At 62.0% G+C, this 17946-nt stretch carries 14 protein-coding genes; 11 read left to right on the top strand and 3 right to left on the bottom strand.

What is annotated here, in order from left to right:
• The first annotated feature begins 20 nt into the window (after nt 1–20).
• The 3 genes from ACIQUH_RS25010 (at nt 21) to ACIQUH_RS25000 (ending at nt 3631) form a co-directional block, all read left to right on the top strand.
• A complete protein-coding gene (locus tag ACIQUH_RS25010) occupies nt 21–1979 on the top strand; it encodes a pseudouridine synthase (protein WP_400820236.1) in 1959 nt (652 codons plus the stop codon).
• Nucleotides 1960–2517 carry a 16S rRNA (guanine(966)-N(2))-methyltransferase RsmD gene (gene rsmD, locus ACIQUH_RS25005; RefSeq protein WP_400820233.1) on the top strand — a complete coding sequence of 186 codons (558 nt, stop codon included), beginning with the start codon at nt 1960–1962 and terminating at the stop codon, nt 2515–2517. Before ACIQUH_RS25010 ends, rsmD begins: the two co-directional genes overlap by 20 nt.
• A gap of 187 nt (nt 2518–2704) precedes the next feature.
• Nucleotides 2705–3631: a patatin-like phospholipase family protein gene (locus ACIQUH_RS25000; protein ID WP_400820230.1), complete on the top strand. Its 927-nt coding sequence runs from the start codon at nt 2705–2707 to the stop codon at nt 3629–3631.
• A 201-nt stretch (nt 3632–3832) separates the two neighbouring features.
• Here the strand turns inward: ACIQUH_RS25000 and ACIQUH_RS24995 are convergent, their stop codons facing one another.
• Nucleotides 3833–5662, bottom strand: coding sequence for a monovalent cation:proton antiporter-2 (CPA2) family protein (locus tag ACIQUH_RS24995; RefSeq protein WP_400820227.1), 1830 nt, complete (start codon nt 5660–5662; stop codon nt 3833–3835).
• A 115-nt stretch (nt 5663–5777) separates the two neighbouring features.
• Here ACIQUH_RS24995 and ACIQUH_RS24990 point away from each other — a divergent pair, with 115 nt between their 5' ends.
• The 6 genes from ACIQUH_RS24990 to lpxK all read left to right on the top strand — a co-directional run bounded on the left by ACIQUH_RS24990 (nt 5778) and on the right by lpxK (nt 11876).
• Entirely contained in the window at nt 5778–7124 is a 1347-nt protein-coding gene (locus ACIQUH_RS24990; RefSeq protein ID WP_400820225.1) for a TldD/PmbA family protein, read from the top strand.
• 93 nt (nt 7125–7217) lie between these two features.
• Nucleotides 7218–8024: a 3'(2'),5'-bisphosphate nucleotidase CysQ gene (locus tag ACIQUH_RS24985; RefSeq protein ID WP_400820223.1), complete on the top strand. Its 807-nt coding sequence runs from the start codon at nt 7218–7220 to the stop codon at nt 8022–8024.
• A 61-nt stretch (nt 8025–8085) separates the two neighbouring features.
• Nucleotides 8086–8325, top strand: coding sequence for a DUF4170 domain-containing protein (locus ACIQUH_RS24980; protein ID WP_003521023.1), 240 nt, complete (start codon nt 8086–8088; stop codon nt 8323–8325).
• 215 nt (nt 8326–8540) lie between these two features.
• Nucleotides 8541–9863, top strand: coding sequence for a lipid IV(A) 3-deoxy-D-manno-octulosonic acid transferase (waaA, locus tag ACIQUH_RS24975; protein WP_037090824.1), 1323 nt, complete (start codon nt 8541–8543; stop codon nt 9861–9863).
• Nucleotides 9857–10594 (top strand): HAD family hydrolase, encoded by a 738-nt coding sequence (locus tag ACIQUH_RS24970; protein WP_400820219.1) that lies wholly within the window; start codon nt 9857–9859, stop codon nt 10592–10594. Before waaA ends, ACIQUH_RS24970 begins: the two co-directional genes overlap by 7 nt.
• 205 nt (nt 10595–10799) lie before the next feature.
• Entirely contained in the window at nt 10800–11876 is a 1077-nt protein-coding gene (gene lpxK, locus ACIQUH_RS24965) for a tetraacyldisaccharide 4'-kinase (protein WP_400820216.1), read from the top strand.
• Between the two features lie 142 nt (nt 11877–12018).
• On the opposite strand, the gene ACIQUH_RS24960 is transcribed toward lpxK, so the two are convergent.
• The gene (locus ACIQUH_RS24960; protein ID WP_080825855.1) at nt 12019–12240 is read right to left on the bottom strand and encodes a DUF2093 domain-containing protein; all 222 of its coding nucleotides are present in this window, start codon (nt 12238–12240) and stop codon (nt 12019–12021) included.
• A 149-nt stretch (nt 12241–12389) separates the two neighbouring features.
• Nucleotides 12390–14222, bottom strand: coding sequence for a DNA mismatch repair endonuclease MutL (gene mutL, locus ACIQUH_RS24955; RefSeq protein WP_400820334.1), 1833 nt, complete (start codon nt 14220–14222; stop codon nt 12390–12392).
• A gap of 410 nt (nt 14223–14632) precedes the next feature.
• Between mutL and ACIQUH_RS24950 the strand changes: the two genes are divergently transcribed.
• Together ACIQUH_RS24950 and ACIQUH_RS24945 are read left to right on the top strand one after the other, a co-directional pair.
• The gene (locus ACIQUH_RS24950) at nt 14633–16252 is read left to right on the top strand and encodes a response regulator (protein WP_400820331.1); all 1620 of its coding nucleotides are present in this window, start codon (nt 14633–14635) and stop codon (nt 16250–16252) included.
• 86 nt (nt 16253–16338) lie between these two features.
• Nucleotides 16339–17691, top strand: coding sequence for a bifunctional diguanylate cyclase/phosphodiesterase (locus tag ACIQUH_RS24945; RefSeq protein WP_003503140.1), 1353 nt, complete (start codon nt 16339–16341; stop codon nt 17689–17691).
• Nucleotides 17692–17946: the final 255 nt, after the last annotated feature.

Genomic DNA, 17946 nt, shown 5'->3' with positions numbered 1-17946 from the left:
AAACAACAGGCAAACAGCAAATGACTTTTAAAGACAAGCCGAAGCGCGACGGCGGCAAGACATTTAGCCGCGACAGGAAGCCGAAAGGCCCGGGTAAACCCGCCGCGGAGCGCGAAAAGAAACCGGTGGAAGCCAAGGTTGCCCCCGCGGCAGAGGTCGTTGGCGGCGGTAAACCGGAACGTATCTCGAAAATCATGGCGCGCGCAGGTGTGGCCTCGCGCCGCGATGTCGAGCGCATGATCATGGAAGGCCGCGTGTCGCTGAACGGCGTCAAGCTGGATACGCCGGTGGTGAACGCCACGCTGTCCGACAAGATCGAAGTCGACGGCATGCCGATTCGCGGCGCCGAGCGCACGCGCCTGTGGCTCTACCACAAGCCCGCCGGTCTGGTGACGACCAATTCCGACCCGGAAGGCCGTCCGACGGTTTTCGACAATCTGCCGGGTGAATTGCCGCGCGTTCTGTCCATCGGCCGCCTCGATATCAATACCGAAGGCCTGCTGCTGCTCACCAATGATGGCGGCCTTTCCCGCGTGCTGGAACTGCCGACCACCGGCTGGCTGCGCCGTTACCGCGTGCGCGCCCATGGCGAGGTCGATCAGGCCGCACTCGACAAGCTGAAGGAAGGCATTGCCGTCGACGGCGTGCTTTACGGCGCGATCGATGCAACGCTCGACCGCACCCAGGGCCACAATGTCTGGATCAGCATAGGTCTGCGCGAAGGCAAGAACCGTGAGATCAAGAACGTGCTCGGCGCACTTGGTCTTGAGGTTAACCGCCTGATCCGCATTTCCTATGGTCCTTTCCAGCTGGGCGATCTGCCCGAGGGCAAGGTGCTGGAAGTGCGCGGCCGCATGCTGCGCGACCAGCTCGGCCCGCGCCTGATCGAAGAGGCCGGCGCCAATTTCGATGCGCCGATCTACAACACATCTGTCGAGGATGAGGAAGAAGCGCCGGCCAAGCGCGCCAAGTCCGAATGGGCAAAGAGCGACGCGCCGGAAGGCAGGCCGCGTTTTGAAAAGGCTGCCGGCAAGCCGGAAGACCGCCGCGAAAAAGCGCTCGGACGCCTCGACACCAAGCGTGGCGACAAGCCCGCCGGCAAGTTCGGTGCCAAGCCTGCAGGAAAATTCGGTGGCAAGGGCCGCAATGACGAAGAGGGCGATGACCGTCGCCCCCGCCAGCCCGCCGGCACCAGCCGCACCGCCAATGTCTGGATGGCGCCCGGTGCAAAGCCCACCCGCGACGGCAAGGAACGCAAGTCGTCTGCCCGCGCTGAAGCCGAAAGCCTGTTCAAGAAGCCGTCCGCCCAGGATGAAGCGCGTCGTAACGTCGTGCGGCATGCTGACGCCGAAGGCGAGTGGATTCGTTCGGACTCCCCCCGTGAAGAAGAAGGTGGCCGCGGACGCGGTGACCGTCCTGGCCGCGGCGAAAAGAGCTTTGGCGATCGCGGTGGACGCGGCGGAAAATCTTTCGGCGATCGGCCTTTCGGGGATCGCCCGCGTGAAGACGGCGACCGGCCCCGTGGCGAGCGCCCTGCACGCGGCGCAAAGAGCTTCGGTGATCGCCCTGCGCGCGGTGAAAAACCTTTCGGCGACCGCCCGTTCCGTGACCGGCCCCGCGAAGAGGGCGATCGCCCGCGCAGCGACCGTCCGCGTGGCGAAAGGGCCTTCGGAGATCGCACCGCTCGTGGCGAAAAGCCGTCTGGAGATCGGCCGTTCCGCGATCGTCCGCGTGAAGATGGTGACCGTCCGCGCGGCGACCGGCCTTTCGGCGACAAGCCGAGAGGTGCAAAACCCGGCGGCAGGCCCGCATCGGGCAAACCGTCCTTCGGTAAATCCGGCGAGCGTTCGGGTTTTTCGGGCAAGGGCAAAGGCCCCGGCGGCAGTGGCCCCGGCGGCGGCAAGCCGGGCGGCAAAGGCCCGGGTGGCAAACCTTCTGGAGGCAGGGGAATGACACGTAATGCGGATCGTAGGCGGTGAGTTCCGCGGCCGGACACTGGCCGCGCCGAAATCGAATTCCATTCGTCCGACCATCGACAGGACGCGGGAAAGCCTCTTCAACATCCTGAGCCACGCCTATCCGGAAAGTCTTGACGGTACGCGTGTGCTGGACGTTTTTGCCGGAACCGGCGCGGTGGGGCTGGAAGCCCTGTCGCGTGGCTGTCGCGTGGCGCTCTTCGTCGAAAACGGCGTCGAGGGCAGGGGGCTGCTTTGGGAAAATATCGATGCGCTGGGTCTGCATGGCCGCGCCCGCATTTTGCGTCGTGATGCCACCAAGCTCGGCGGGGTCAACAATATCGAGCCCTTCGATCTTCTCTTCGCCGATCCGCCCTATGGCCATGGTCATGGCGAGAAGGCTTTCGCGGCAGCGCATGGCGGCGGCTGGCTGAACCCCGGCGCGCTCGCCATCCTGGAAGAGCGTGGCGATGTCATGGTGAAGGTCGATCCGATCTTCAAACCGCTCGAAAGCCGCATCTTCGGCGACACGAAAATGCATTTCTACCGCTACGAGCCCTAAGGCATTTCCAGCAAAACTGGAGCCCGGTTTCCATCCGGAAATGCAACAGAACAAAGAGTTAGAGTGTTTTCTCGATTCGAGGAAAAGCGAAAATGCTCTAACGGGAACAGCTTCCCGTCACGCCACGGTCTTGTCTTGTTTGCCGAATAGGCAGAGTCTTTGCCGTGGAGAGAATTTGGGTATTCGCATGGAGCAGGGTGTAAACGAAAGCATCACGATCGTCCGCGCCGGGGAAGAAATTCTCGATGGTGACGGCACTGTTGGCCACGAGCCGACTTTCGGACTGGCGCTCGGCGGCGGCGGCGCACGCGGCATCTGCCACATCAACGTCATCGAGGCGCTGGACGAACTCGGCATCCGGCCCGTGGTGATTTCCGGTTCTTCCATCGGCTCCATCATCGGCGCGGGCATGGCGGCCGGCATGACCGGCCGCGAAATCCGTGAATATACGCTTGAGCTCATGGGGCGGAAGGGTTCGGTCGCCAACCGGCTCTGGAGCCTCGGCCCGGCATCGATGCGCCATGCGGTGGACGGTTTTCGTTTAGGCCAGTTCAACCTCGAACTCATCCTGCACGCCTTGATGCCGCAGGCTCTGCCGAAGGAGTTTTCGGAGCTCGCCATTCCGCTCAAAGTCATAACCACGGATTATTACGCCCAGACCGAAGTGTTGGTGGAAAGCGGCGAGATCATTCAGGCGCTGGCGGCATCCGCCGCCATTCCGGCACTGTTCATGCCGGTGCGTATCGATGGCCGCATCATGATCGACGGCGGCATTTTTAATCCGGTGCCCTATGAGCATCTGCTGGATCATGCCGATATCGTCATCGGCGTCGATGTCGTCGGCGGCCCGGAAGGTGACGGCACCACCATGCCGAACCGGCTGGACAGCCTGTTCGGCGCCAGCCAGCTTATGATGCAGGCGGCAATCGCCCTGAAGCTGAGGCTGCGCCCGCCGCACATCTTCCTGCGCCCGCCAGTGCACCGTTTCGGTGTGCTCGACTTCCTGAAGTCCGAGGAAGTGCTGAACGCGTCGGCCGGCATCAAGGAGGATCTGAAACGGCAGATCGACATGCAGGTGGAGCTGTTTCACCGCGGGCAGGGTGTCGAGGCCTGAGCGTTACATCCTTGAATATTCGCCGGGAAAGCGTGGGTACCGCCCCTTTCTTCTCCCCAAGGGGGAGAAGGTGGCCCGAAGGGTCGGATGAGGGGGCAACGCCAGCGATAGACCGCACCCTTGCCCCCTCATCCCGCTGCCGCGGACTTCTCCCCGGCGGGGAGAAGAAACAAGTGGTACTTTCCCAGCCACTTCCTTGAACTACAGCGAAACTTCCGTCTCGCTGTCCTCCGCATCCTCTTCCTCCTCCCACTTCTCCGCCTTGGTCTTCGGCTTCATCAGCGGTTCCGGCTTCACTTCGCGCACCGGCTTGTTGTGCAGCATCTGCCGTCCGGCCGCGAGGCCTTCGACGGCTTGAAGCTCCAACCGCTCCTCGTCGCGTTCGCGGATATCGTCGGCAATCGCCAGCGCCCTTTCGCCATCCATATCCAGGCCCTCAAGGATCCGCCTGCCGAACAGGAGGCCGGATTCCAGCGTCTCGCGGATTTCATATTCCACGCCCTTTTTCCGGAGGTCGAGGGAATGTACGCGGTCATAGGAGCGGGCATAGATGCGCACGCTTGGAAATTCCGACTGGATCATGTCGATGATACGGTCGGTGATTTCCTTTTTATGGGTGCAGACCGCCACGAGATCGGCCCGTTCTATACCGGCGGCGATCAGCACGTCCTTGCGGGTGCCATCGCCGAAAAAGATGCGGAAGCCGAAACGGGCGGCCTGACGGACGCGGTCGGCGGAGCTGTCGATGACGGTCACGTCGCGCCCGCCGGCCAGAAGGATCTGCGAGGCGATCTGACCGAAGCGGGAAAAGCCGATCATCAGCACATCCGCGCCCGCCCCGTCGAAATCCTCTTCCAGCTTGTCCTCTTCCGCATCTTCCGCCATCAGCCGGCGCGAAACCACGGCCAGCAGCGGCGTCAGCGCCATGGAAAGCGTGACGACGGCAACGAGGATCGAGGCGGTTGCCTGCGGAAACATGCCGGAGGCGGCCGCCGTCGTGAAGAGCACAAAGCCGAACTCGCCGCCCTGCGCCAGAAGCAGCGCGATACGGCTCGATGCATAACGCGACGAGCCGGCGATACGGCAGAGGCCATAGATCAGCGCCGCCTTCACCGCCATCATGACAGGCACGGCGATCAGGATGAGGACGATGTGCTCATAGACGATATTGACATGCAGCGACATGCCGACAGCCATGAAGAACAGCGCCAGCAGTAGCCCGCGAAACGGCTCGATATCGGCTTCCAGCTCATGCCGGTAAGAGGATTCCGACAGCATCAGCCCCGCGAGCAGCGCGCCCATGCCCATCGACAAGCCCACCGCCTCCATGATGGCGGCGGCGCCGATGACGACGAAGAGGGCGGCGGCGATCATCACCTCACGAGCACCCGTGCGGGCGATGATCTGGAACATCGGCGTCAGAAGATAACGCCCGGCCAGCACCATGCCCGCCACCGCGACGACGGAGGCGACAAGATCGGACACCATGGAATCCGTCGGCACATCCGGGCGGTTGGAAAGAATGGTGACGAGGGCAAGCAGCGGCACGATGGCGAGATCCTGAAACAGCAGGATCGAGAAGGACCGGTTGCCGTGCCGCGTATTCATGTCGCCGTCATCGGCAAGGATTTGCAGCGCAAAGGCGGTGGAGGAAAGCGCAAGCCCGAAACCGGCGACAAGGCTGCCGCGCCAGTCGATCAGCCCCGCCCACCAGGCAATCGCCGCCAGCACACTGCCCGTTACCAGCACCTGCGCCAGCCCGAGCCCTAAAATATCGCGCCGCATCTGCCAGATGCGCGACGGCTTCAGTTCCAGCCCGATGATGAAGAGCAGGAAAACGACGCCCAGTTCCGAGACGTTGAAGATGTCCTTCGCATCGGTGACGAGATGCAGGAACGGGCCGATGACGATGCCCGCCACCAGATAACCCAGCACGGTGCCGAGCCCGAGCTTGCGGAAAACCGAGGCCGCGATGACCGCGCCGGCCAGAAGCAGCAGTGGTTCGGAAAAGAGAGCGTCGTGCTCGGTCATGCGGGCGGACTTTCGAATAGGGTGGCGAAAAGCCTTACCGATGGAGAAAGCGGCGTTTCGCCCTTGATGCGGGGTTGCTGGCACAATAAATGGAACAGGAATGAAAGGCCAACTCATGTCCTCAGAAATAGATTCTTCCAAACTTCTTGATCGCGCCAGCCAGCTTGTCGATCTTGCCCGCGCCGCCGGTGCGGATGAGGCGGATGCCGTTGTCGTCCGCTCCCGCTCGCAATCGGTCGGCGTTCGGCTTGGCAAGGTGGAAAGCACCGAATCCTCCGAAAGCGACGATTTTTCCCTGCGCGTCTTCGTTGGCCGCCGGGTGGCGAGCGTTTCCGCCAATCCGGGCTTCGATCTGAAGACCTTGGCGGAACGGGCGGTGGCCATGGCGAAGGTCTCGCCGGAAGACCCCTTTGCCTGCCTTGCGGACAAGGAACGGCTGGCGACCTCCTACGACGATCTTGAGCTTTTTGACGCGACCGATGTTTCGGCGGATCAGCTGCGCGAGGCCGCCCTTGCTTCGGAAGAGGCAGCACTTGCGGTCAAGGGCGTCAGCAATTCCTCAGGCGCCGGCGCATCGAGCGGCATGGGCGGCCTGGTGCTTGCCACCTCGCACGGTTTTTCCGGCAGCTATATGGGCAGCCGCTTCAGCCGTTCCGTCAGCGTCATCGCCGGCGAGGGCACGAAGATGGAGCGCGACTACGATTTCGATAGCCGCCTTTATTATGCCGATCTCGATGCCGCCGAAGAAATCGGCCGGCGCGCGGGTGAAAAAGTGGTGCGGCGTGTCGGTCCGCGTCAGGTCGATACCGATAGCAACATCACCGTGGTGTTCGATCCGCGCATTGCCCGCGGTTTCGTCGGTGCGATTGCCGGCGCCATCAACGGCGCCTCGGTTGCCCGCAAGACCAGCTTCCTGCGCGACAAAATGGGTCAGCAGGTTCTGAAAAAGGGCCTTCATCTCACCGACGATCCGCAGATCGTGCGCGGCCCGTCCTCCCGCCCCTTCGATGGCGAGGGTGTCCGCGGCGAGAAGATGACGATGATCGAGGACGGGGTTTTGAAACACTGGTTCCTGTCCACCTCGGCGGCGCGGGAACTCGGCCTTGAAACCAACGGTCGCGGCGTGCGTGGCGGCACGGCGGTTTCGCCGGCCTCCACCAATCTGGCGCTGGAGCCGGGCGATCTCTCGCCGGAGGATTTGCTGCGACAGGTCGGAACCGGCTTTTACGTCACCGAGCTGATCGGCCATGGCGCCAACATGATCACGGGTGAATATAGCTGCGGCGCGAGCGGTTTCTGGATCGAGAACGGCGAAAAGACCTTCGCGGTTTCAGAGGTCACTATCGCCTCGAACCTGAAGGACATGTTCATGCGGGTCACGCCGGCTAACGATATCGACCGCAAATACGGCGTCGCCGCCCCGACGCTCGCCATCGAAGGCATGACGATCGCGGGCAAGTGAGGCGGCCCGCGGGTTGTTTTCGCCAGCGCTTTGTGTGCAAGTGCGAAAAGAAAAACGGGCGCGCCGGGTGAGGCGCGCGGAAAAGACGGCAAAATGAACGATATGGCTGAGGCCCGCTGGGCCTCCGATCTGAGGCTGGTGCTTGAAGCCGCCCGCAAGGCGGGTGAGACGGCCCTCGGTTTCTTCCGCAAGGATCCCGAGGTCTGGTGGAAGAATGGCGGGCTTTCGCCGGTCAGCGCGGCCGATTATGCCGCCAATGAAATCCTCGAAACCATCCTGCGCTCCGCCCGACCGGATTACGGCTGGCTTTCCGAAGAGACGGATGACGATACGGACAGGCTTTCCCGTTCCACCGTCTTCGTCGTCGATCCCATCGACGGCACCCGCGCCTTCATCGGCGGCCGGGATACCTGGTGTGTCAGCGTCGCGGTGGTGCATGAGGGGCGGCCGGTGGTCGCGGTGCTCGTCGCACCGGCGCTTGCCGAGGAGTTCACCGCATTTGAAGGCGGTGAAGCCTTAAAGAACGGTGCGCCCGTTTTTGCCGCGCGCGAAAATGCCGGCATCTTCCATCTGGCAGCGCCTGAAGACGTGATCACGCATCTGCCGGAAGAGGTGCGGGGCGGCGTCAAGCGCATTCCGCATGTGCCCTCGCTCGCCTACCGGCTGGCCATGGTGGCGGATGGCCGCATCGACGGAACGCTGGTCAAGGCCAACTCGCATGAGTGGGATCTCGCCGCCGCCGACCTCATTCTGGAGAAGGCCGGCGGTCGCCTGGTCGGGCTTGATGGAAAACCTCTGATGTATAATCGCCGCCAGGTGAACCACCCCGCATTGTGCGCTGCAGCAGATTATGCATTGCCTGCACTTTTGAAAGCGTTTTCACATCTGTCTGACAGTTGACGTTTGCCGGGAAATCCCGCAGATGAAGGCCTCTCTCAGAGTTTAAGAAAGAGATAAAGACATGACGGAATCTGGCAAACAGAAACAGCTGCTGCACCTCGTATTCGGCGGCGAACTGGAAAACCTTCAGGATGTTCAGTTCCGGGATTTGAAGGCGCTCGATATCGTCGGTATCTATCCGGACTATGCTTCCGCGCTCACCGCATGGAAGTCCAAGGCGCAGATGACTGTCGATAACGCCCATATGCGTTATTTTATCGTGCATATGCACCGTCTTCTCAATCCGGACGACAAAATTTGAGTCCTTTTGCCCTTGCGTTGTAATACTATTGGGTGAAGGCGAGTTTTCCCGTGATTCCTGCGCGAGCGGCGCAGGTCGGGAGTACCGGGGCGAGAAAATGTGATCGCGCTTTCGTTTCCGATGACAAAAAATGACGCAATTTAAGAAGAAGTAGGCGGCGATAACAACAAGAACAGGGGAAGAGCATTGCGCGGAATGATCAAGGGCAGAATGTCATGAGCAGCCGTATCGCACGTTTCGCTCTTTCCGGTTACCGGATTGCCGGTATCGCCGCTTATCCCTTTGCCAAGCCCTATCTTTCCTATCGGGCGGCCAAGGGCAAGGAAGACAAGCGTCGCCGGCTTGAGCGTTTCGGTTACGCCAGCGCCGAGCGCCCGCGCGGGCCGCTCGTCTGGTTCCACGCCGCAAGTGTCGGCGAAACGCTTGCCCTCATCCCGCTGATCCGCGAAATTCGCAAGCGCGATATCTTCGTGCTTCTGACCACCGGTACCGTCACGTCGGCCGAACTCACCCGCACCCGGCTTGGCGATGACGTGATCCACCAATATGTGCCGCTCGATATCAAGATCGCGGTCAACCGTTTCCTCACCTACTGGGCGCCGGATGCCGCCATAACAGCGGAATCGGAAATCTGGCCGGTGACGATGATGGAGCTGGAGCGCCGGCACATTCCGCAGATCCGGGTCAATGCGCGCCTCTCCGACCGTTCCTTCGACCGCTGGAAAGCCCGCCACGACATTGCGGAATCGCTGTTTTCCAAGCTGGCGCTGGTGGTTGCACAGTCCGATCTCGATGCCGAACGTTTCCGTGATCTCGGCTCCTGGCCGGTGGTGATATCAGGCAATCTGAAGGGCGACACCGATCCGCCGCCCTGTGACGAGGCCCTTCTGGAGAGCTATCGCAAACAGGTCGGCAATCGCAAGACATGGGCGGCGATCTCCACCTTCGACGGCGAAGAAAAGGCCGCAGCGACCGTGCATGCCGCGATCAAGTCGCGCAATGGGCAACTGACCATCATCGTGCCGCGCCATCCCGAACGTGGCGATGAGGTGGAAGCGATGCTGAAGGGCATGAACCTCTCCGTCGCCCGCCGCAGCAGGAATGACGCGATCACCCCGGAAACCGATATTTTCCTCGGCGATTCCATCGGCGAAATGGGGCTTTACCTGCGGCTCACCGAACTTGCCTTTGTCGGCCGCTCGCTGACCGCGGAAGGCGGGCAGAACCCGCTGGAGCCGGCCATGCTCGGCTGCGCCGTGCTTTCCGGCGCGCATGTGCAGAATTTCCGTGAGGCCTATCAGAAGCTGATCCGCGCCGGCGGCGGCCGCATCATCCGTGATGTCGAGATGCTGGCCAAGGCGGTGCATTATCTCTTGGTCAACGACAATGAGCGTTACAAGATGATCGATGCCGGCAATCGGGTCATTCAGGACATGCGCGGCGCGCTGTCCTCCACCGTCAAGGCGCTGGAGCCCTATATCAATCCGCTCACCGTTTCGGCCAAGCTGCAACCGCGGAGCGCCATCGGTTCATGGTAGCGGATCTCGAACTTAATGCGGCAAGGTCGATCGCCGCTGTGCTCTTCGACAAGGACGGCACGCTTTTAGGTTATGACGCCAGCTGGGGACCGGTGAACCGCGAACTCGCGTCGATTGCCGCCAGGGGCAACGCCGCACTCGCCGACCGGCTTCTCATCGCCTGCGGCATGGACCCCGTCACCGGCCATGTCGTGCCCGATAGCCTGCTCGCCGCCGGCAACACGGCGGAAATCGCTGCCGGTCTGGTCGCGGCCGGCTCGCCCTGCGATGTCGTTGAACTCACGCAACGCTTCGACCGGCTGTTCACCGAGGCCGCGGACAAATCCGTGCCGGTCACCGATCTCAAGGCGTTTTTCGCAAGGCTGAAGGCGCGCGGCTACAAGCTCGGCATCGCCTCCAGCGACAATGAAAACTCCATCCGCCAGACGGCCATCCGCTTCGGTTTCGAAGCCGATATCGATTTCGTGGCGGGATATGACAGTGGTTACGGCACCAAGCCGCAGCCGGGCATGGTTCTCGGTTTCTGCGAGGCGATCGGTTTTCCGCCGGAACGCGTGGCTGTTGTCGGCGACAATAATCACGATCTGCATATGGCCAAAAATGCCGGCGCAGGTCTGCGCATCGCCGTGCTGACCGGAACCGGCTCGCGTGAAAGCCTCGGTGCGGATGCGGATTATTGTTTCGACGACATCACCGGGCTTGAGGCGCTGCTGCCGGAACGGGCGGTCTAGGAAGAGCCCAGCTTCCGTCATTCCGGCCTTGAACCGGAATCCAGCCGGCCCAGGTTCTTGTGCTGAAAAGAGTCCTTTCCGCCGCGCGGACGCGAAAACCCGTTTATTCCATTTTTGCAATTTACGGTTTTTTCTGGCAAACAACCTTCCAGACGTGACAGAGCGAACGGAATGCCGTGGGCGACGCGGCCGGGAGCGGGAATAGATGGTTTCTGAAGCGCCGCCCTTCTGGTGGCAGAAGGCAGGCTGGCAGGCATGGCTCCTGTCACCTTTTTCGCTTCTCTACGGCAAGGTCGCCGGCCGGCGCATGCGGACGGCGAAACGCGCAAGCGTTCCCGTTCCGGTCATCTGCATCGGCAATTTCACGGTCGGGGGAGCCGGCAAGACACCGACGGCGATCGCCATTGCGAGGGCCGCCCTTGCAAGGGGAATGAAGCCCGGTTTCCTCAGCCGCGGTTATGGCGGCACGCTTGACGTCACCACGCTTGTCGATGCGCGGCATCATCGTGCCGCCGATGTCGGCGATGAGCCTCTTCTTCTCGCGCGCGAGGCGGTAACGGTGATTTCGCGCCGGCGTGTGGAGGGCGCGCATCGGCTGGTGAAGGAAGGCGTGGATCTCATCATCATGGATGACGGATTCCAGAGCGCCCGCCTGACGCTGGACTATGCGCTCGTCGTCATCGATACGGTACGCGGCATCGGCAATGGCCATCTCGTTCCCGGCGGCCCGGTGAGGGCGCCGCTGGCCGAACAGATGCGGCAGATGACCGGATTGCTGAAGGTGGGCAAGGGCCACGCCGCCGATCCGCTGGTGAGGCAGGCGGCCAAGGCCGCCAAACCGGTCTTCGTCGCCGCGATCACGCCGCAGGAGCCTGAGGATTTCAGGGGAAAGCGCGTTCTGGCTTTCGCCGGCATCGCCGACCCTGCGAAATTCTATCGCACCGTCGAGGCGCTTGGCGGCGACATCGTGCTGAGCCGCTCCTTCCCGGATCATCATCATTTCAGCGATGACGAAATTGATGATCTCCTGAAGGATGCCCGCAAGGAGAATTTGCAGCTGGTGACGACCGCCAAGGATGCGGTGCGGCTCAACGGACATCACGGCCGGGCGGAAGAGCTGCTGTGGAACAGCCAGGTGATCGAGATCGATATGGTGTTCGATGATCCCAATGCGGCCGGGACGATTATTGAGGCTGCGGTGGTGAACTGCCGCGCGCGCCTGCTGCGGGACAATGGGCGTTCGTCGTTGCAGAGCAATAGTATCCCGTCATACCGGCCTTGAGCCGGTATCCAGCCAGCCCAAGTCCTTGGGCTGAAAAGACTCTCTCCGCCATGCAGACGCATGTCGGCTGGATACCGGCTCAAGGCCGGTATGACGGGGGATGCACTCTCAAGTCAATTCTTATCGCGCCATGGCGCGGGCGCTATGCAGGCAAACCACCAGCCTTCCGCTCCGCCTCCAGCGAAGCCGCCGCATCCACATAGGCTTCCTGCCGCGCCACGCTCCAGTAGCGCAACTCATCGAGCGGGATGGTCTTGGCCGTCACGGCGCAGATGACATGCGAGCCGGTCTGGACGATGCGGAAGTCCCCGTCGAGATATTCGATGACGGCGAGGCGGTTGCCGCCTCCTTCAAATCTGTTCATCCGTTTTCGTCTCCTGCTCTGTCCTGTAAGCGCACCCAGTCCGAAACGGCGCAGCGTTCTCCTGAACATCCGGATGCTCCAATGTCTCAAATTTATATAGTTTGGCGCGGCGCAAGGCCAGCCCTGCCGCTCGTGCTTCCATGAAGGCGTCAGCTGCGGCCGAAGAGCCGTTCTATATCGGAAAGTTTCAGTTCGATATAGGTCGGACGGCCGTGATTGCATTGCCCGGAACCCGGCGTGTTTTCCATCTGCCGCAGAAGCGCGTTCATCTCCTCCGGCCGCATGCGCCGGCCGGAACGCACGGAGCCGTGGCAGGCCATGGTCGCGGCCACATATTCCAGCTTGTTGGCAAGCGTGGAGGCGGCGTCCCATTCGGCGATCTCGTCGGCAAGCTGGCGCACCAGCCCCTGCACATTGACTTCGCCCAGCATGGCCGGCGTTTCCCGCACCGCGATTGCACCCGGCCCGAAACGCTCGATGACGAGCCCCAGCGCATCGAAACCGGCGGCATGATCCATCAGCCGGTCGCAATCCTCTTCCGGCAGATCGATGATTTCGGGGATAAGCAGCACCTGCGAAGGCGGGCGCCTGGAATGCAGTGCGTTACGCATCTGTTCGAACACCAGCCGCTCATGCGCGGCATGCTGGTCGACGATGACGAGACCGTTTTCCGTCTGCGCGATGATGTAGTTTTCGTGCAGCTGTGCCCGTGCTGCTCCGAGCGGATAAAGCACAGGCTCCGGCGAAGGGCTTGCGGCGGTCTCGTAAGTGTCCCGAGGCTCGGCCCGCGCCGTCGGCATGGTGATGTCGGAAAAGCGCGACTGCACCGCTTCCGCAAATTGCATGTCTCCTGAAACGGCGAGCGGGCGCGATGGCGACGTGGCGGCGGACCACGGCGCGGGGGCTGCCATGGAAGATGAGGGCCGCAGCCCGGAGGGGCTGTAGCCGGGACGGAAGGCGTTCATCATCTGGCTCGCACCCGTCGTGGCCGCCCTGTCGCCGTCGCGCGTCAGCGCCTGCCGGATCGCGCCGACGATCAGCCCGCGAATGAGGCCGGGATCGCGAAAACGCACGTCGGATTTCGCCGGATGCACGTTCACATCCACAAAGGCGGGGTCGAGTGTGATGGACAGCACCGCGACCGGATAGCGCCCATGCGGCACGGTTTCGGCATAGGCGCCGCGAATGGCGGATAAAAGCAGCTTGTCCTGCACCGGGCGGCCATTGACGAAAACATATTGATGGGCGGAGTTGCCGCGATTGAAGGTCGGGACACCGGCAAAACCGGTCAGCGTCACATCCTCGCGCCCGGCGTCGATCTCGATGGCGTTGTCCTTGAACTCGGCACCGAGAATCTGCGCCATGCGGGCCAGATGATCGTCGCCGGTCGAGGGGATTTCGAGCGTCGAGCGGTCGGTGCCTGACAGCACGAAACGGATATGCGGGAAGGCGATCGCCATGCGTTTGACGACTTCGGTGATCGCGGCCGCCTCGGCGCGTTCCGTTTTCAGGAATTTCAGCCGCGCTGGCGTGGCGAAAAACAGGTCGCGCACCTCGACGATGGTGCCGGCATTGGCGGCGGCGGGCCGCACATCCGAAACCTTGCCACCGGTAACGGAAATCACCGACCCCTGTGCCGCACCCTGTTGGCGGCTGGTAATCGTCAGCTTGGCGACGGAGCCGATGGAGGGCAGGGCCTCGCCGCGAAACCCGAGCGTGCGGATATCGTCAAGCGTATCGGAAATCTTCGAGGTGCAGTGACGCCTGACCGCCAGCTCCAGATCGGCAGGTGACATGCCGGAGCCGTTGTCGGTAATCCGCACCAGCCCCTTGCCGCCGCCCGCCGTGGCGATCTCGATCCGGGTCGCGCCCGCGTCGATGGCGTTTTCCACCAGCTCCTTCGTGGCGCTGGAGGGTCTTTCGATGACCTCGCCGGCGGCGATCTGGTTGATGAGGGTTTCTGAAAGCTGCTTGATGGCCATGATCGTCATTTTCGCGGATTCGCCGTGGCTTCGAAAGCAAAAAACTCGAGCTGCGGAAATTTGCACATGTTTTGCGGCCTGTCGGGCATTTGATCATTTCCCTCAACATGGCGTTAAGCGTTAATCCGCCTTTAATCGGCCTTGATTATGGTGGGGCGGCTTGAAATGACCGCAGGAACGGGGCCGCCTTCGCCGGGCGGTGTGTGACGTCGACTATGGGTGAGCGTCATCTTCCCCTCAAGACTGCTTCAAGTTGCAAACCCTGATGTCTCTTTTTCGGAATTTTTTCGTTTCATCCCGGCATCTGCCCTGGACGATTCCACTAGAAACATAAGCCTGACCCCTGAAAAACAGGCGGGAGTTTGCAGTTGAGTGATTTGGCGTCCTCTGGCGCGGGCGTTCATACGGTGATGCTTGATGCCCTTTGCGACGCGCTTGGCGCGGCGATCGTCGTTTACGACCGGAACGATCACATTATTTTCGCAAGCCGGAAACTCCTCAGCTTTTTTCCGCTGGAAGAGGCCGTCATCGGCCCGGGCGCGCGGCTGCGCGACTATCTGAGCGCGCTTTACGATTGTTATCTGCTCGAGGCGGAAGGCCTCTCCACCAACGCCCGCCCGCTCGGCCGGGAGGAATGGATCGGCGAACGGCTGGCGCTGCACTGGAAGGAAAGATCGGAAAAAACCGAACGGCTGAAGGGAGAACGCTTCCTGCGCTTCGTCATGAACCGCCTGCCTTCCGGCCTCGGCATCAGTGTGGTTGCGGATATTTCCGAACAGAAGAAACGCGAAGAGCAGTGGCGCATCGATCTCGAGCGCGTGCAGCTCATCGAGGATATTCTCGACAATCTGCCGTTTCCCGTCTTCGTCAAGGACCGGAACATGGCCTATGCGGCCGTCAACAAATCAGCCTGTGCCCTGGTCGAAACCAGTCCCGAGAGCATTCTTGGCCGCACCGTTTTCGATCTCCACTCGCGCAAGGTCGCCGGGCGGATCGACATCGCCGATCGCATGGTGCTGGATAGCGGCACGCCGAGCGTCATCCCCGAAAGGGTGCGGCGGCTGAATGGCGAAGAGGTGCTGACCATCACCCGCAAGCAGCGGGTGGGCAGGCCCGGCCGTTATTTCCTGGTGACGACGATGGAGGACGTGACCGCTCTCGCCACCATCGATGCCAATGGCATGCCCGTCATCCCCTCGCTCGAACATGTGCCCTTCGTGGCCTCCACTTACGGCAAGGATGAAGAAACGGACAATCGCGGCGGCGTCTTGAAGAGCAAGGCGGTGCTGATCGTCTCTGAAAACGCGCGCTTCGCGGAAGCGGCCGGTCGCCGGCTGACCGTGGGCGGCATGGACCATGCGGCTGTGACGAGCGAGGACGAACAGCGTGCATTCATCGACGTCGCGGCTTCCGCCGGTGTCGGCATCGATGTGATCGTTGTCGACGCCCAGATGAGCGTCGCGTGTCTCGATATTGCCGCCGAACACGATCTGCCCGTCGTCACCATCGAGGAAGAGGAGATCGACGCCTCGCTGATGCATTATCTTGCCGCCGGGCTGAATGCCTCCCCGAAGGAGAAAGCCGCCGACGAGGACTGGGAGATCATGACGGAGGACCTGCCCGAAATCCTCAAGACCGGCGGCGTCTGCGAGATACTTCTCGTTGAGGATAACAGGGTCAACCAGATCGTCTTCTCGCAGATACTGGAAGGTCTGGGGCTTTCCTGGCGGCTCGCCACCTCCGGCGAAGAGGCCCTGCGTCTCTTTGCGGAACAGCCGCCTTCGGCCGTCCTGCTCGATACGACGCTGGGAGACATCGACGGCTTCGAAGTTGCCCGCCGCATGCGTGGTCTTGGCGGTGAAAAGCACATTCCCATCGTCGGCGTCATCACCCACGCTTTCGAGGGCGATCTCGACAAATGCCGGGCTTCCGGCATGGACGACATGCTGCTGAAACCCGTCAGCCCGGATATGGTCGAGGCGGTTTTCCTGCGGCTTTTCGGCAAGGATGTCCTGCGGCTGCAGGCTTGAAACCGCCTTTGTCGGGAGGCTATGGCTTTTTTAATACTTGCCCTGCATTGTGAGCGCGGTCGACACAGGATTCACGAGATGCAGGAATGAAACGGGCAGAGCCGCAATCGTTGCAGGTCAGCCAGAACGAGCTGCAGGCGATGGCCTACAGCGACCCGCTGACGGGGCTCGGCAACCGCTACCGTCTGCGGGACAAGATTCGCATGCTTGCCAGCGAGCGCTCCAGCGATCCGGCGCCCTTCACGGTCGGCATCGCCAATATTGACGGCTTCAAACCCATCAACGATCTGTTCGGCGTGCAGGCAGGCGATGAAATCCTCTGTCAGGTCGCGCACCGGCTGAAGGCCTGCATTCCCGATGGCGCGGTCGTGACGCGCCATGACGGCGACGAATTCGCCTTCGTTCTGCCGCTGGTGTTCGAGCGCACCGGCGCCGAGCGCATCGGCAACATGATCAAGGACGTGCTTTCGGCGCCTTACGATCTCGGCGACCGTAACGTTCGCCTGTCCTCCTCCTTCGGTTTTGCCATCTATCCCTTTGCCGGCGATGAATTCGAGGATTTGCTGAAAAGCGCCGAGACGGCGCTCTATCGCTCCAAGAGACGTGGCCGCGGCCAGATCACGGTCTATTCGCGCGAAATCGCGCAGGAAATGAAGCGCGCCACACAGCTGGAACAGGCGCTCCGAAACGCCATCATCACCGATGCCATCGACGTGCATTTCCAGCCCATCGTCAGGCTGGAAGAGGCGAAGGTCATCGGTTTCGAGGCGCTGGCTCGCTGGAACGATCCCGATCTCGGTTTCGTATCGCCCGCCGTTTTCGTGCCGCTGGCCGAAGAGCGCGGCTTTATCGATGCGCTGTCGGAAGCCTTGCTCCGAAAGGCGGCGGAGGCAGCCCTGTTCTGGCCACGCGAGCTTTTCCTGTCCTTCAATTTGTCTTCCGCGCAATTGATGGACCCCAGCACCGCGGACAATATTCTCTCCATTCTCTCGCGTGTCGGCCTCGATCCGCACCGGCTGGAGCTGGAAATCACCGAAACGGCTGTCATGACTTCAGCCGATACCGCGCAGCGGATCATCAGCGAGTTACAGAGCGCCGGTGTGCGCATTTCGCTTGACGATTTCGGCACCGGCCAGTCGAGCCTCGGCCGCCTGCGGGATTTCACCTTCGACAAGGTGAAGATCGACCGCGCTTTCGTGTCGCGCATCAGCAGCGACCGTCCGTCGGAACATATCATCAAGGCCATCGTCGCCATGTGCGAAGGGCTCGATCTCGAAGTCGTGGCCGAGGGGATTGAAGAGCGGGCGGAAGAGGAAAAGCTGCGCGCGCTCGGCTGCGCCATGGGCCAGGGTTATTTCTACGGCCGCCCCGCCGATGCCGCCGCGACGCAGCGGTATCTGCATGAGAATTATCGCGAGATATTGTCGGATATTTCCTGAGACGGAGCGCTCTCGCCGGGCGCTCGGCGGCACAGTATCCCGGTGAAGCTTGTATGCGTCGGCGCATCCCCGCCCCTCATCCCTGTGCCTGTCACAGGGATCCAGCCAGCCCAAGTCCTTGGGCTGAAAGGACTCCTTCCGCCGCGCAGACGCGCGTCGACTGGATTCCTGTGACGAGCACAGGAATTGTCTGTCGAAAAAGTGCTTTATTGTTCGGGACGTTGGATGACCTCCGAGGCGGCCACCCCGGAGGCC

It is taken from the genome of Agrobacterium sp. NPDC090283, from assembly GCF_044769685.1.
Classification (GTDB): Bacteria; Pseudomonadota; Alphaproteobacteria; order Rhizobiales; family Rhizobiaceae; genus Agrobacterium.
Note: the sequence above shows the minus strand (reverse complement) of the source record. Positions and strands in the feature narration are given on the sequence as shown.